Origin of the sequence: Burkholderia sp. COPS, from assembly GCF_019425585.1 — a bacterium.
Taxonomy (GTDB): Bacteria; Pseudomonadota; Gammaproteobacteria; order Burkholderiales; family Burkholderiaceae; genus Burkholderia; species Burkholderia cepacia.
This window is the reverse complement of sequence record NZ_WIXR01000015.1, coordinates 89,309-104,710: the sequence shown is the minus strand read 5'-3', so window position 1 is coordinate 104,710 and position 15,402 is coordinate 89,309. Positions and strand designations below refer to the sequence as shown.

General features: G+C 65.8%; 14 protein-coding genes. 6 read left to right on the top strand and 8 right to left on the bottom strand.

Annotation, left to right across the window (positions count from 1 at the left end; translation table 11 throughout):
• Nucleotides 1-32 precede the first annotated feature (32 nt).
• The 5 genes from FOZ70_RS13550 to cysS form a co-directional block, all read right to left on the bottom strand.
• Nucleotides 33-1,286 carry an aspartate kinase gene (locus FOZ70_RS13550; protein ID WP_027787050.1) on the bottom strand — a complete coding sequence of 418 codons (1,254 nt, stop codon included), beginning with the start codon at nucleotides 1,284-1,286 and terminating at the stop codon, nucleotides 33-35.
• Between the two features lie 343 nt (nucleotides 1,287-1,629).
• Nucleotides 1,630-3,051, bottom strand: a complete 1,422-nt coding sequence (gene tilS, locus FOZ70_RS13545) for a tRNA lysidine(34) synthetase TilS (protein WP_219706080.1) — start codon at nucleotides 3,049-3,051, stop codon at nucleotides 1,630-1,632.
• Nucleotides 3,052-3,097: 46 nt separating this feature from the next.
• A complete protein-coding gene (locus FOZ70_RS13540) occupies nucleotides 3,098-4,069 on the bottom strand; it encodes an acetyl-CoA carboxylase carboxyltransferase subunit alpha (RefSeq protein WP_006478433.1) in 972 nt (323 codons plus the stop codon).
• Between the two features lie 103 nt (nucleotides 4,070-4,172).
• A complete protein-coding gene (locus FOZ70_RS13535) occupies nucleotides 4,173-5,000 on the bottom strand; it encodes a DNA-3-methyladenine glycosylase (protein ID WP_059493276.1) in 828 nt (275 codons plus the stop codon).
• Nucleotides 5,001-5,043: 43 nt separating this feature from the next.
• Nucleotides 5,044-6,441, bottom strand: a complete 1,398-nt coding sequence (gene cysS, locus FOZ70_RS13530; RefSeq protein WP_021162658.1) for a cysteine--tRNA ligase — start codon at nucleotides 6,439-6,441, stop codon at nucleotides 5,044-5,046.
• Between the two features lie 233 nt (nucleotides 6,442-6,674).
• Between cysS and FOZ70_RS13525 the strand changes: the two genes are divergently transcribed.
• The 4 genes from FOZ70_RS13525 (at nucleotide 6,675) to FOZ70_RS13510 (ending at nucleotide 9,426) form a co-directional block, all read left to right on the top strand.
• Nucleotides 6,675-7,397: a tetratricopeptide repeat protein gene (locus tag FOZ70_RS13525; RefSeq protein ID WP_021162659.1), complete on the top strand. Its 723-nt coding sequence runs from the start codon at nucleotides 6,675-6,677 to the stop codon at nucleotides 7,395-7,397.
• Nucleotides 7,398-7,436: 39 nt separating this feature from the next.
• Nucleotides 7,437-8,018 (top strand): peptidylprolyl isomerase, encoded by a 582-nt coding sequence (locus tag FOZ70_RS13520; RefSeq protein WP_021162660.1) that lies wholly within the window; start codon nucleotides 7,437-7,439, stop codon nucleotides 8,016-8,018.
• 88 nt (nucleotides 8,019-8,106) lie between these two features.
• A complete protein-coding gene (locus FOZ70_RS13515) occupies nucleotides 8,107-8,598 on the top strand; it encodes a peptidylprolyl isomerase (protein WP_006751616.1) in 492 nt (163 codons plus the stop codon).
• 27 nt (nucleotides 8,599-8,625) lie between these two features.
• The gene (locus tag FOZ70_RS13510; RefSeq protein ID WP_021162661.1) at nucleotides 8,626-9,426 is read left to right on the top strand and encodes a UDP-2,3-diacylglucosamine diphosphatase; all 801 of its coding nucleotides are present in this window, start codon (nucleotides 8,626-8,628) and stop codon (nucleotides 9,424-9,426) included.
• A 58-nt stretch (nucleotides 9,427-9,484) separates the two neighbouring features.
• Here FOZ70_RS13510 and cysE read toward each other — a convergent pair whose 3' ends face one another.
• Both cysE and FOZ70_RS13500 read right to left on the bottom strand, forming a co-directional pair.
• Nucleotides 9,485-10,258, bottom strand: a complete 774-nt coding sequence (cysE, locus tag FOZ70_RS13505) for a serine O-acetyltransferase (protein ID WP_048020851.1) — start codon at nucleotides 10,256-10,258, stop codon at nucleotides 9,485-9,487.
• A 307-nt stretch (nucleotides 10,259-10,565) separates the two neighbouring features.
• Nucleotides 10,566-11,390: an RNA methyltransferase gene (locus FOZ70_RS13500; protein WP_059589643.1), complete on the bottom strand. Its 825-nt coding sequence runs from the start codon at nucleotides 11,388-11,390 to the stop codon at nucleotides 10,566-10,568.
• A gap of 280 nt (nucleotides 11,391-11,670) precedes the next feature.
• Here FOZ70_RS13500 and FOZ70_RS13495 point away from each other — a divergent pair, with 280 nt between their 5' ends.
• The gene (locus FOZ70_RS13495; RefSeq protein ID WP_021162664.1) at nucleotides 11,671-12,474 is read left to right on the top strand and encodes an inositol monophosphatase family protein; all 804 of its coding nucleotides are present in this window, start codon (nucleotides 11,671-11,673) and stop codon (nucleotides 12,472-12,474) included.
• A gap of 325 nt (nucleotides 12,475-12,799) precedes the next feature.
• Complete coding sequence (locus FOZ70_RS13490) at nucleotides 12,800-14,422, top strand: NAD(P)/FAD-dependent oxidoreductase (protein WP_219706078.1); 1,623 nt, start codon at nucleotides 12,800-12,802, stop codon at nucleotides 14,420-14,422.
• Between the two features lie 117 nt (nucleotides 14,423-14,539).
• Here FOZ70_RS13490 and FOZ70_RS13485 read toward each other — a convergent pair whose 3' ends face one another.
• Nucleotides 14,540-15,235 carry an isoprenylcysteine carboxylmethyltransferase family protein gene (locus FOZ70_RS13485; protein ID WP_059589647.1) on the bottom strand — a complete coding sequence of 232 codons (696 nt, stop codon included), beginning with the start codon at nucleotides 15,233-15,235 and terminating at the stop codon, nucleotides 14,540-14,542.
• Nucleotides 15,236-15,402: the final 167 nt, after the last annotated feature.

Genomic DNA, 15,402 nt, shown 5'->3' with positions numbered 1-15,402 from the left:
TGATGCATTTTCTTCAATGCATCACGAAAAATTCACGATGCCTGGTCGAGTTCGAATGCCTTGTGCAGCGCGCGGACGGCCAGCTCCATGTATTTCTCGTCGATCAGCACCGAAATCTTGATTTCGGACGTCGAGATCATCTGGATGTTGATGCCCTCTTCCGACAGCGTGCGGAACATCTTGCTCGCGACGCCCACGTGCGAACGCATGCCGACGCCGACCACCGACACCTTCGACACCTTCGGATCGCCCTGCACCTGCTCGGCGTTCACGTGGCCCTTCACCTGGTTGGTGAGGATGTCCATCGCCTTCTGGTAGTCGCCGCGGCCGACCGTGAACGTGAAGTCGGTCTTGCCCTGGACGCTCTGGTTCTGGATGATCATGTCGACGTCGACGTTCGCATCCGCGACCGGGCCGAGGATCTGATACGCGATGCCCGGCTTGTCGGGCACGCCCATCACCGCAATGCGTGCTTCGTCGCGCTGGAACGCGATGCCGGAAATGACTGCCTTTTCCATGGTCTCGTCTTCTTCAAAAGTAATCAGGGTGCCCGAGCGCATTTCTTCGTCGAGCGCAATCAGCGGATCGGTCAGGCTCGACAGCACACGCGTCTTCACCTGGTATTTGCCGGCGAATTCGACCGAGCGGATCTGCAGGACCTTCGAGCCGAGGCTGGCCATTTCCAGCATTTCCTCGAACGTCACGCGATCGAGGCGTCGCGCCTCTTCGACGACGCGCGGGTCGGTCGTGTAGACGCCGTCGACGTCCGTGTAAATCAGGCACTCTTCGGCACCCAGCGCAGCCGCGACCGCCACCGCCGACGTATCCGAGCCGCCACGGCCCAGCGTCGTGATGTGGCCGTCCGGATCGACGCCCTGGAAGCCCGTGATGATCACGACCTTGCCTGCATTCAGGTCGGCCTTCACGCGCTCGTCATCGATCGAGTGAATGCGCGCTTTCGTGAACGCGCTGTCCGTCTTGATCGGCACTTGCCAACCCGCGTAGCTCACGGCCTCGACGCCGATTTCCTGCAGCGCGATCGACAGCAGGCCGACGCTGACCTGCTCGCCGGTCGACGCGATCATGTCGAGCTCGCGCGGGCTCGGCTGGCTCGAAATCTCTTTCGCAAGACCGAGCAGACGGTTGGTTTCGCCGGACATCGCCGAAGGCACGACCACCATCTGGTGCCCGGCCTGATGCCATTTTGCGACGCGTTTCGCGACGTTCTTGATGCGCTCGACCGAGCCCATCGAAGTGCCGCCGTATTTGTGTACGATGAGTGCCATTGTCGTTCTGAACTGGAGGAGAAACCGCACGGGCGCGCTGGGCAGGCCGCGTAGCCGTTCGGTCACGCGGCTTGTGGCTGTGGACGGACGACGAGGGGGACGGCTGGGACGCAACACGCAAGCGTGACGGATTTTGCCCGGAAGGCCGATCAGGCCGCGCAAACCGGGTACGTCACGCGGAAAACCTGCACAAATCGCTCAAAAATCGAGCCGAGCAAACGACCGAGCGTACCCGATAGAGGCCCGCTTGACAAGCCGCTCGCCGCGTCCGGAGCCGTTCCGGCGCTGTTTACCAAATGGTGAAAATGCGCGCGCCATCGCGCCGCCGGAAGCCTGCCCGCCGTTACGCGATCAGCAGGTCGGGACGCCATTCGATCCGGCGCCAGGCGCCGTCGCCGGCCGCCTCGCTGCCGGACGCGCCGACATCGCGATTGACGCCGAGCCGCGGCACGTAGATCAGTCGCTCGCCCACGAACAAGAGCGGCACGTCGCGCTGCCAGGCCGGCACGCCGCGCTCCTGGAACAGGTTCTTCAGCGTGCGGCCCGGCCCGCCCGGCGACGTGCGCATCCGCTCGCCGCCCGCTCGGGCGCGCGCCACGAGCCGCGCGCCGCGCAGCAGCGCCTCCGGCACCGCATCGGGGCTTGCCGCGTCGGCCGGCGCGAACACGAACGTGCCGCGCCATCCCGGCAGGTGCCAGACCTCCTGCCCGTCCCACGCGAGCGATGCGTCCGGATGGGGCGTGCCGGTGCCGTCGTCGGCCGGCTCGCTGCTGTCGCCCGCTTCCCAGTAGACGACATCGCGATAAAGCCGCAAGCATTGCCCCGCGTGATCGACGCGCAATGCATGGGCATCGTGTGCGGCACGCAACTGCCGCATCATGTTGGCGAGCCGCGCGGCCGACGCGCCCGGCAAACCGAGCCGGCGCATCCAGAAGCGCAGCAGGTTCGCGCCACGCGTATCGTCGAACGCAACCAGTGCATCGCGTGACAGCGCCTGCCCGTCATCGCGCGCGGCAACGGCGAAGTCGAGTTCAGCCAGATCGTCGAGCAACCGCTGGGCGGCGGCCGCGTGCTGGGCCGCGCGGCCCAGCGCGTCGCGAAAGCCCGGAAAATGCGCGGCCAGCGCCGGCAGCACGTCGATGCGCAGCGCATTGCGCGCGTAACGCGTGTCGTTGTTCGATTCGTCGTCGATCCATTCGAGCGCGCGCTGCGCCGCATAACGCTCGAGTTGCGCGCGCAGCAATCGCAGCAGCGGGCGCACGCGCTCGACGCTCACGCCGTCGGGGCGGTAACGCGGCGCCATCGCGGCAAGCCCCGCGATCCCCGCGCCGCGCAACAACTGCAGCAACACGGTCTCGGCCTGGTCGTCCGCATGCTGCGCGAGCCACAGCGCGGCCGCGCCGTGGCGTTCGCACATCTCGTCGAGCGCCGCATAGCGCCGCTCGCGCGCCGTCGCCTCGACACCGAGGCCGCTGTCGCGCGGCACGTCGACGCACATCGATTCGAACGCGACGCCGAGCCCGGCCGCGCTCGCCTCGGCATGCGCAACCCAGGCGTCGGCGTTCGCACTCAGCCCGTGATGCACGTGCAGCGCGACGCAGCGCGACGCGCCCGCGACGCGCACGGCCGCATCGAGCAACACCGTCGAGTCGAGGCCGCCGCTGTACGCGATCGCGATGCGCGCATCGGGCGGCATGCCGGAAAGCGCAACGCCGACCGCGTCGAGGACGACGCGGTCGGCGGAGAATTCGGTCGGTGGGATCACGAGAGGAACGCGCGCGCAGCGGCGCGCGTATTGAACACGCGGGCGGTCATGCGCCCGGCGTGGTTTCCTTGAACTTGCCGTAGGCCATCAGGCGCTCGAAGCGGCGCTCGCGCAGCGCATCGATGCTCATGCCCTGGAACTGGCGCAGCGAATCGGCGAGCGCGCGGCGCAGCAGCGCAGCCATGCCCTTCGGATCGCGATGCGCGCCGCCGAGCGGCTCGTTGATGATCTTGTCGATCAGGCCGAGCGCCTTCAGGCGGTGCGCGGTCAGGCCGAGCGCTTCCGCGGCTTCCGGCGCCTTCGCTGCGCTCTTCCACAGGATCGACGCGCAGCCTTCCGGCGAGATCACCGAGTAGGTCGAGAACTGCAGCATCATCACGGTGTCGGCCACGGCGATCGCGAGCGCGCCGCCCGAACCGCCCTCGCCGATCACGGTCGTGATGATCGGCGTCTTCAGCTCGGCCATCACGTACAGGTTGCGGCCGATTGCCTCCGACTGGCCGCGCTCTTCCGCGCCGATGCCCGGGTACGCGCCCGGCGTGTCGACGAACGTGAAGATCGGCAGCCCGAACTTCTCGGCGAGACGCATCAGGCGCTCGGCCTTGCGATAACCTTCCGGACGCGGCATCCCGAAGTTGCGCGCGGCGCGCTCCTTCGTGTCGCGGCCCTTCTGGTGACCGATCACCATGCACGGATGGCCGCCGAAGCGCGCGAGACCACCGACGATCGACAGGTCGTCCGCGAATGCGCGGTCGCCGTGCAGCTCGTGAAAATCGGTAAACAGTTCCGCAACGTAATCGAGCGTGTACGGGCGCTGCGGATGCCGCGCGATCTGCGAAACCTGCCACGGCGACAGGTTCGCGTAGAGGTCTTTCGTCAGTTGCTGGCTTTTCTTCGACAGCCGCTCGATTTCTTCCGAAATGTCGACAGCCGAGTCGTCCTGCACGAATCGCAGCTCTTCGATCTTGGCCTCGAGTTCGGCGATCGGCTGTTCGAAATCCAGAAACGTGGTCTTCATGTGTTCGAATCCTTGGGTCTTGCGGCAGCGCGTATTCTACCCGCGCGGGCGACGCTCAAAACCGGCTCTCAACTATTGATGTTTAAAACCCGATAGCCGCCGCTCAGGCGTCGGCGTCGGGCGCATCGAGGCTGCGCCACATGTACCAGGTCGCGACGGTGCGCCACGGTTCCCAGTTGGCCGCGACTTCACGCGCCTCGCTGCGCGTGACGGGTTCCCCGCTGAAGTAATTGACGCTGATCGCGCGGATCAGGCCCGGGTCGTCGAGCGGCAGGACATCCGGCCGCGACAGGTTGAAGATCAGGAACATCTCGGCCGTCCAGCGGCTGATGCCGCGGATCTGCGTGAGTTCCGCGATCACGTCCTCGTCGTCCATCGACGTCCATTTGTCGACGTGCAGCGCGCCCGACACGAAATGCTGCGCGAGATCGAGGATGTATTCCGTCTTGCGCTTCGACAGCCCGCACGCGATCAGCTTGTCCGCGCCGAGCCGGATCACCGGTTGCGGCGCGAGTTTCGGACAGGCGTCCCCGATGCGCGCCCACAGCGACTGCGCCGACGGCACCGAAATCTGCTGGCCGACGACCGAGCGCGCAAGCGTGACGAACGGATCGCCGCGCTTCACGAGATGCGCGGGACCGAACTTCGGAATCAGTTTCTTCAGGATCCGGTCGCGCTTGACGAGGTCGGCGCATGCCTTGTCCCAGTAAGCAGGACGCACGACGACCTCCTCGCCGTCCGCTTCGGACGCACGGGCCTTGCGGGCCGCGTCGGCGGCCGGCTGCGCGGCCGCGGGCTGCGCATGACCGTTGAGCGCACCGTTCGGCACGGCGCGCGTTGCGTCCGTCTTCACCGGCGGCACGCGCTTGGCTGCCGGACGCGCGGCGACCGGGGTCGCGCGCCTGACCGGCGCTTTTCTGGCCGTTGCCATCTTGCCTCCTACCTGACGGATCGGTCAGTGGAACGCACCGCGCTCATACGCGACGCCATTCGGTCGATCCGCCCGGTTTGTCTTCAAGTGCGATACCGGTCTCGAGCAGTTCCGCCCGGATCCGGTCCGCTTCGGCATAGTCCTTCGCTTGCTTCGCCGCGACGCGCGCGGCGATCTTCGCTTCGATCTCGTCGGCGGCGAGCCCGCCCGCCTGCGCGGCACCCGACGCCTGCTGCAGGAACGCGCGCGGTTCGCGGCCCAGCAGGCCGAGCAGCCCCGCCAGCTGTTTCAGTTGCCGCGCGAGCGATGCGTCGCGCGTGCGATTCACCTCGCCCGCCAGCTCGAACAACGTCGCCACCGCGACCGGCGTGTTGAAGTCGTCGTTCATCGCGGCCGCGAAACGCTGCGCGTGCGGCTCGTTCCAGTCGAGCGCGAGCGTGTCGGCATCGACGTCCTTCAGCGCGGTGTAGAGGCGCGTGAGCGACGCGCGCGCATCGTCGAGATGCACGTCGCTGTAATTGAGAGGCGAACGGTAGTGGGTCCGCACGATGAAGAAGCGCATGACTTCCGCGTCGTAGCGCTCGAGCACTTCGCGGATCGTGAAGAAGTTGCCGAGCGATTTCGACATCTTCTCGTTGTCGACCTGCACGAAGCCGTTGTGCATCCAGTAATTGACGAACGTCTGGCCGGTCGCGCCTTCGCTCTGCGCGATCTCGTTCTCGTGGTGCGGGAATTGCAGGTCCTGCCCGCCGCCATGGATGTCGAAATGTTCGCCGAGCAGCGTGCAACCCATCGCCGAGCACTCGATGTGCCAGCCCGGGCGGCCCATCCCGTACTTCGACGCCCACGACGCGCCTTCCGGATCTTCCGGCTTCGCCCGCTTCCACAGCACGAAGTCGAGCGGATCTTCCTTCGCGTCGTTCGCGGCGACGCGCTCGCCCGCGCGGAGATCGTCGAGCGACTTGCCCGACAGCTTTCCGTAGTTCGCGAACTTGCGCACAGAGTAATTGACGTCGCCGTCGGTCGCCTGATACGCGTAACCGTTCGTCTCGAGCGTCTCGATCATGCCGAGCATCTGCGGAATGAAAGCCGTCGCACGCGGCTCGATGTCGGGCCGCTGGATGCCGAGCGCGCTTTCGTCGTCGTGCATCGCGCCGATGAACCGGTCGGTCAGCGACTTGATCGTCTCGCCGTTCTCGACCGCGCGGCGGATGATCTTGTCGTCGATGTCGGTGATGTTGCGCACATACGTGACCCGGTAACCGATCGCACGCAACCAGCGCTGGACGAGGTCGAACACGACCAGCATGCGCGCGTGGCCCACGTGACAATAGTCGTATACGGTGATTCCGCATACGTACATCCGCACCTCGCCGGGCTGGCGCGGCACGAAAACTTGCTTGTCACGCGCGAGCGTGTTGTAGATGCGCAGTGATTCCATAGAGATGAACCGTGAGCCGAAGGAAACCGCCCTGGCGAAGCTCGCCCAGCGTGTGAAACGGACGGACCATCTGCTGCGGCACCGGGCCGAGCGTCCTCGTATCACACGGGGCGGTCAGGCTGCAAGCACAGCGGTGACGGCCACGAGAGGCTAAGAAAGACTGTCTGCCGCTCGCCGGAACGCGCAGACGTTTTGTTAGAATGGCTCGGAGTATAACATTCCGATTTACGCCTATGAAACCTCATCGCGGCCGCGCGCAGAGCGCTGCGACCCTCGTTGCGACCACCGTCATGGGCGTCGCGCTGACGCTTTTCGCGGCCCCGGCGGCGCATGCGCAGAAGGCCCCGGCCACCGCCGACGGCACGCCCGAAATCGACGCGTCGATCGCCGGCAAGCAGTGGAAGCAGGCGCTCGCGCAGCTCGACGCGCGCATCGCTTCGAACCCGCACGACCTGCAGGCACAGTTCAAGCGCGGCACCGTGCTGGCCCGCCTGAACCGCGACGACGACGCGATCCAGCAGTTCGTCGCGATCACGCAGGCGTACCCCGAACTGCCCGAGCCGTACAACAACCTTGCGGCGCTTTACGCGAAGCATGGCCGATACGACGAAGCGCGCACCGCGCTCGTCACGGCAACGCAAGCGAATCCGAGCTACTCGCTCGCATACGAAAACCTCGGCGATCTTTACCTGCGCCTCGCGGCCGAGTCGTACAAGCGCGCGCAATCGCTCGGCCGCACGAGCGGCGCGACCGCGCAGCGCCTCGCCGATCTCCAGAAGATCGTGTCGCCGCCGAAGGCCGCGCCGAACGCCCGCGCGGCCTCACCGAGCACGCGCGACTACTCCGACCGCGCCGCCGCGAACGTGAGCACCACCACGCTGCCGATGTCGCCGACGTTCCAGTTCAGCGGTCCGTCGGGCGCACTGGCGGCGCCGTACGTCGCGCCGTCGCAATAAGCGGCGCGGCCTTCTTTCCCTCCCAACCTGAGGATCGCAATGAAACGTCTGTTGCTGGCGCTTGGCGGCGCCGCCCTTCTCGCGACCGCGACCGCACCTGCGTTCGCGCAATCGGCTACCGCGCACCCCGTCGTGCAGCTGAAGACCTCGCAGGGCGACATCCGCGTCGAGCTCTACCCGGAGAAGGCGCCGAAATCGGTCGCCAACTTCCTCGATTACGTGAAGGCCGGCCAGTACAACGGCACGATCTTCCATCGCGTGATCAAGGGCTTCATGATCCAGGGCGGCGGCTACAAGACCAACTTCGAGGAGAAGCCGACCCGCGCGCCGATCCCGCTGGAAAGCCGCAATGGTCTGAAGAACCTGACGGGCACGATCGCGATGGCGCGCACGAGCGATCCGAACTCGGCCACCGCGCAGTTCTTCATCAACACGGTCGACAACAGCGGCCTCGACTACCCGAACCCGGACGGCAACGGTTATGCGGTGTTCGGCAAGGTCGTGTCGGGTCTCGACGTCGTGAAGAAGATCGAAGGCGTCGCGACGACCTCGCGCGGCCCGATGCAGGACGTGCCCGCACAACCGATCGTGATCGAATCGGCGAGCGTCGTCTCGAAGTAAGAACCTGCCGGCACGTCCGGCGCCTCACGCGGCCGCGTCGCACGACCGGCCGCGTGCCATTTAAACCGCCTCACCGAAGGAATTCATCATGGTTGAACTGCATACGAACCACGGCGTGATCAAGCTCGAGCTCGACGCCGCGAAGGCACCGAAGACGGTCGAAAACTTCCTGAACTACGTGAAGAAGGGCCACTACGACGGCACCGTGTTCCATCGCGTGATCAACGGCTTCATGATCCAGGGCGGCGGCTTCGAGCCGGGCCTGAAGCAGAAGCCGACCGATGCGCCGATCGACAACGAAGCGAACAACGGCCTGAAGAACGACAACTACACGATCGCGATGGCGCGCACGAACGATCCGCACTCGGCGACCGCCCAGTTCTTCATCAACGTGAACGACAACGACTTCCTGAACCACTCGTCGCCGACGCCGCAAGGCTGGGGCTACGCCGTGTTCGGCAAGGTTGTCGAAGGCCAGGACGTGGTCGACAAGATCAAGGGCGTCAAGACGGGCAACGCCGGTTTCCATCAGGACGTGCCGGCCGACGACGTCGTGATCGAAAAGGCCGTCGTGGTCTGACGCACAGCACGTAACGGAGGCACTTCGATGTTGCAGGAGAGTCCGCCACGAAGCGTCTCCGCGGGCGTGCCGGGCGAGCGCGAATACGCGCAAGCCGCACGCCCGTTCCTGTTTCTCTCCGATCTGCACCTGAGCGAAGCGATTCCGAAGACGGTCGCCGCGTTCGAGCATTTCGTGAAATACACCGCCGACAGTGCCGACTCGGTGTTCATCCTCGGTGATCTGTTCGAATACTGGATCGGCGACGACATCCTCGACGACGATCCGTTCGCGGCCCGCATGGCCGCGCTGATGCACACGTTCTCGGAACGCGGAATTGCGCTCTACGTGATGCACGGCAACCGCGATTTCCTGCTCGGACGTCGCTTCATGAAGGCAGCCGGTGCGATGCTGCTGCCCGACCCGTCGCTGATCATGGCGTTCGGCCAGCGCATCGTGCTCGCGCACGGCGACGCGCAATGCACGGCCGATCGCGGCTACCAGCTGTTCCGCCGCTTCGCACGCAACCGCGTCGCGCAATGGCTGTTTCTCGCGTGGCCGTTCCGCTGGCGCCGCGCGCTCGCGCAGCGCATGCGCTCGAACAGCGAAGCGGGCCGGATCCGCCCTGCTTCGGCGATTTACGATGTCACGCGTGAAGGGGTAGCCGCCCTGTTCCGGAAAAGCCGCGCGAGCGTGATCATTCACGGCCACACGCACCGCCCCGCGCGCCACAGTGAGCCGGGCGGCATTCGCTGGGTGTTGCCCGACTGGGATCTCGACCACGGCAAGCCGCGCGGCGGTTACCTGCGTGTCGACGCGGAAGGTATCCACGCGATGCCGCTCGACTGACGCGGCGGCCGCCGTCGAACCGACCCGCTGCGACCGGCAGCGACCCGCATCGATCACATTACGCCTGGCGCTCGACCGTCTTGCCTTCCAGCACCGCCGACAGCCGGCGCAGGTCGAGGCGCGCTGCGTCGGCGCCCTGCAGCGTTTCCAGATGCGTGCCGAGCCGCTCGAGCGCCGCGACGATCTCGTCGACACGGCGACTTTCCTTCGCAGCGTGATCGATCAGCCCGTGAATGGCGAGCGACATCGGATCGTCGGCATTCGGCGTGATCCCGTACGCGGAGAACGCCGCGCGTTCGGGCTGCGGCTTCGGCTGTGCCGGCATCACGACGCGCGCCGGATTGCCGACTGCCGTGCCGCCTGCCGGCACCGGCTTCACGACGACCGCGTTCGAACCGATCTTCGCGCCCGCACCGACCGTGAAACCGCCGAGCACCTTCGCACCCGCGCCGACGATCACGCCGGCCTCGAGCGTCGGGTGGCGCTTCGCGCCGCGCGTGAGCGACGTGCCGCCCAGCGTCACGCCCTGATAGATCGTGCAGTCGTCGCCGATGATCGCCGTCTCGCCGATCACGACACCCATGCCGTGATCGATGAACACGCGCCGGCCGATCGTCGCGCCTGGGTGGATTTCAATGCCGGTCAGGAACCGGCCGGCCTGTGACGCGAAACGCGCGAGCCAGTAGCGCTTCGCGCGCCAGCATGCGTGCGCGAAGCGATGCAGTACGAGCGCATGCAGCCCCGGATAACAGGTCAGCACTTCCCATGCACTGCGAGCGGCGGGATCCCGCTCGCGAATCGTTGCAACGTCTTCGCGCAGTCTCGTGAACATGATGTGGTCTGGGAAAAGGCCGGCGCGCATCGCCGGCAATGACCGGCCGTTATCGCGCCGGGTAATTTAGTTATGACGTTCGGCGATTGTAGGGCGAGTCGCGCACGGCCGCACGAGCCCGCGCGTTCACCCCGCCGACGGCGCGGGTATTCGGCCGGAACGCTTGCTGGCGTTGAGTTTGCGGGATGGCCGAACGGGCCGGACGATTCGGCCCGGCGCTTCCGGCGGCCGACGCAGCACCTGCCCGACAGGGAAACGGCCCCGCGCGCCGAGCCGTCCAGCGGCCCCTGCACTGCGCACCGGCCGCTTACGCGTCGCCGCCCGGTTTGCCCGATTTCAGCAGGACGTGCTTCGCGATACCGCGCAGGATATTGACCTCCTCACGCTCGAGGCCCGTGCGCGCGAACAGGCGCCGCAGCCGCGGCATCAGCTTCTTCGGGTTGCGCGGATCGAGGAAATCGAGTGCGATCAGCGCGTTCTCGAGGTGCACGTACATCCGCTCGATCTCGTCGCTCTGCGCGAGCGTGCCGGCTTCGGCCGGCGCTTGCGCCGACGGCTCGCTCGCCTGCTCGAGAAACGCGACGCGCAACTCGTACGCGAGCACCTGCACGGCCTGTGCGAGATTCAGCGAACTGTAGGCCGGGTTCGCCGGGATGTGCGCGAGCGCGCTGCACTGCTCGACGTGCTCGTTCGCGAGGCCCGTGCGCTCGTTGCCGAACACGAGCGCGATGTCGCCCGTACCGACCTGTGCGCACGCCTGCGTGGCGGCCGCGCGCGGCGCGAGACGCGGCGGCCCGTATTCGCGCGTACGCGCGGTGAGTGCGATCGACCAGTGCACGCCGGACAGCGCGTCGCCAAGCGTCGGCACGACATGCGCGGAGGCGAGGACGTCGTCCGCGCCGCTGGCCATCGCGATCGCCTCGGGATCGCTCTGCACGTGCGGCACACGCGGCGCGACCAGCACCAGACGCGAGAAACCCATCGTCTTCAGCGCGCGGGCGGCCGCCCCGACGTTGCCGGGATGGCTCGGCTCGACGAGCACGAAACGGGTGGACGTGAAGCCGCCGGACGGCGGCCGGGACGAGGCCGCGCCCGGCTCGGACGGCGCGGCGGTGATCTGCGGGGTTTCCACTACGATACGACTCGGTTCATCAGAATGGCAGTATGGTATCGCCATCGCCGCGGCAAACCCACTCGTCCGGACGGATAGTGGGGGTTTCCCCGTATTCCGGTCGCCTGAAACCGCCAAAAATCGGGTAAAATCATGCCTTTACGCGTCGCGCTCCGTGCGGCGCGGGTCGTACCCCGTTCTTTGTCAATTCGCGTCTCACCTCGCCTGCCACGCTTGCGCCGTGCCGGGCGGTTGTTCCACTTCGTGGCGGCCCGTGCCGCCGGCTACAGGATCCAGGCTCATGCATCCCATGCTCAACATTGCTGTCAAGGCTGCGCGCCGCGCCGGACAGATCATCAACCGCGCGTCCCTCGATCTCGACCTGATCGAGATCCGCAAGAAGCAGCAGAACGACTTCGTCACCGAAGTGGACAAGGCCGCCGAAGACGCGATCATCGAGACGCTGAAGACCGCCTATCCCGACCACGCGATCCTCGCCGAGGAATCGGGCGAATCGGAGAACGAATCCGAATTCAAGTGGATCATCGATCCGCTCGACGGCACGACCAACTTCATCCACGGCTTCCCGTACTACTGCGTGTCGATTGCGCTCGAGCACAAGGGCGTCGTCACGCAGGCCGTCGTCTACGACCCGAACAAGAACGACCTGTTCACGGCCACGCGCGGCCGCGGTGCGTACCTGAACGACCGCCGCATCCGCGTCGGCCGCCGCGACCGCCTGTCGGACGCACTGGTCGGCACGGGCTTCCCGTTCCGCGAAAAGGACGGCCTCGATGCATACGCACGCCTCTTCACCGAAATGACGCAAGCCTGTACCGGCCTGCGTCGTCCGGGCGCCGCAGCACTCGATCTCGCGAACGTCGCGGCCGGCCGCCTCGACGCGTTCTTCGAGCAAGGCATCAACGTGTGGGACATGGCAGCGGGCAGCCTGCTGATCACCGAGGCCGGCGGCCTCGTCGGCAACTACACGGGCGACGCCGATTTCCTGCATCGCCATGAAATCGTCGCGGCGAACCCGAAGATCTACGCGCAGATGATCCCGATCCTGAACCGTTACACGCGCGTGCATCCGGCGGCGGAGTAAGCCCCGGCCGCGCCCGCGCGGCGCGGCTTTCGCGCACACCGCTCGCGGGCATCGTCACGACGGCGCACCGTTCGCCTCCCGGTTGCCGGGAGGCGGGAACATCTTCCCGCACAAGGGTCGCTTCGTGCGCCTATCCTGAAGTTGCTTGAGTTTGTCGGGGCCGGTCAGCGTACTGCCGCCCACACCGCCGTTCCCGCAAGACAATAAATGGCTTGCGTGCGGGTTTGCATGCGGCACGCCCGCGCGGCGGACAACCCCGCCGGCCTGCCGGCCCCCGACCGTATCAACACCGCCACGACGCCGTGGCAATCGCATCCGAGTCCCCATGTTACGGCTAAGCGAAATTAAACTCCCCCTCGACCACCCCGAAAGCGCGCTCGAGACCGCGATTCGCGCGCGCCTCGCGGAGCTTGGCGTGGCAGCGGACGAGCTCCTCCGTTACACCGTGTTCCGTCGTGCGCACGATGCGCGCAAGCGCGCCGACATCAAGCTCACGTATATCGTCGATGTCGAAGTCGCGGACGAAGCGGCCGCGATCAAGCGCCTCGCCGGGAAACCGCATTGCGGCGTGACGCCCGACATGGCGTACCACTTCGTCACGAAGGCGCCCGAGCACGGCAATTTCCTGCGCCCGGTCGTGATCGGCATGGGGCCGTGCGGCCTGTTCGCTGGGCTGATCCTCGCGCAGATGGGTTTCCGTCCCATCATCCTCGAACGCGGCAAGGCAGTGCGCGAGCGCACCAAGGACACCTTCGGCCTGTGGCGCAAGAGCGTGCTCAACCCCGAATCCAACGTGCAGTTCGGCGAAGGCGGGGCCGGCACGTTTTCCGACGGCAAGCTGTACAGCCAGATCAAGGATCCCAACCACTATGGCCGCAAGGTGCTGGACGAATTCGTCAAGGCAGGCGCACCGGAAGACATCCTGTATCTGAGCCGGCCGCATATCGGCACGTTCCGCCTCGTCAGCATGGTGGAAAAAATGCGTGCGTCCATCCACGAACTGGGTGGTGAAGTGCGTTTCGAAACGCGGGTCGACGACATCGAGATCGATCAAGGCAAGGTGCGCTCGCTGAAGCTCTCGAACGGAGAAACGCTGCGGTGCGACCACGTGGTGCTGGCCGTGGGCCACAGCGCGCGCGACACCTTCCAGATGCTGCACGATCGCGGCGTCTACATCGAAGCCAAGCCGTTCTCGCTGGGTTTTCGCATCGAGCATCCGCAGGGGCTGATCGATCGCAGCCGCTTCGGCAAGTTCGCGGGCCACAAGCAGCTCGGCGCGGCCGACTACAAGGTGGTCCACCACTGCAGCAACGGCCGCGCCGTCTACAGCTTCTGCATGTGCCCTGGCGGCACCGTGGTCGCGGCGACCTCCGAGCCGGGCCGCGTGGTCACCAACGGCATGAGCCAGTATTCGCGAGCCGAGCGCAACGCGAATGCGGGCATCGTTGTCGGCATCACGCCGGACGATTATCCCGGCGGCCCGCTGGCGGGCATCGCGTTCCAGCGCAAATGGGAAGAGCGCGCGTTCGAACTCGGCGGCGGCGATTACCGCGCGCCGGGTCAACTGGTCGGCGATTTCATCGCTGGCCGGCCGTCGACGTCGCTGGGCTCCGTGGAGCCGTCGTACAAGCCGGGCGTGAACCCGACCGATCTCAGCACCGCGCTGCCGGACTATGTGATCGAAGCGATCCGTGAAGCCCTGCCCCAGATCGACAAGAAGATCGCCGGCTTTGCGATGCACGATGCCGTGCTCACCGGTGTAGAGACGCGCACGTCGTCACCGATCCGGATTCGACGCAAGGACGATTACCAGAGCATGAACGTCGAAGGCCTGTATCCGGCCGGCGAAGGCGCCGGGTATGCGGGCGGCATTTATTCGGCGGCGATCGACGGCATCGAAGTTGCGCAGGCGGTGGCCCTCAGCCTGACGTCGGGACACACGTCCTGACACGCAGGACAGAGTCGGCGTGCGAAGGTCCGTGACCCGAGTACGCCGACTTTTGCGCGTTCGCCGCGCCAATCTGTTTCACCGGCTCACCACCACGGCGCGCTTTGGGCACGCCCGTCAAAACACACCGGGAATCAGCCGGTACCGAACCTTCGTCTTGTACGCACGATAATCGGCGTCTTCCGACAACACCCGCTCTTCCAAACTGATTCGCCCGATCTGCAACAGCATCCAGATGCCGATCGCGAGCAGGTTTCGCGTACTGAAGTTTGCAAGCAGGAAACCGATTTCGGACAACAGATAACCGGCATAGATCGGGTGGCGCATGAACCGGTACGCTCCGGTCGAAACGACGCCGCGATTCGCCGGCAGCAAGCCGAACGAGCGCCCGAGCGACAGTTTCGCGAACAGTTGCCACGCAATCCCGCATATTTGCCAGGCGCCCCCTGCCCACTCCGGGATCAGTTGGGTACTGGCAGTCAGCTGATAGGTCAGGCAGTAGAACGAACCACCCAGGGACAAGCACACTGCAACGGGATGCCAGTCGCGCCGTTTCGGCAATTTGGCAAACGCCGACATGCCGACGGTCAGTACCGCGGATACCAGCAGCAGGATCAGCGTGATCCGGCTCGGGTCCAATCGCCACGGCATATAAATCAGATAGGCAAATACGCCCAGCACGGTCACTGACGACACGCGAGCACCAAGCTCGATCAGATTGATCCGCTCCGACTCGTCCGCGACCGTTGTAACGTGCGGCACCAGCGTACTTTGCGCGCACGCGCCCCCCGCATCCTGTATGGCCTGCTTCATGTTTGTGCCCCGAACTTACTGCGTTTTTATATATTGCCGTTTCAGACTAGCACGCTCCATTCATTGAAACTTGCCTAAGTTTCAGTTTTACGAGGTTGATTGGTGTAAGTCCCGAGAGCATGGGCAAATATAAAGACCGAGTAACTGGATTACGCGGTCTGCCAAAC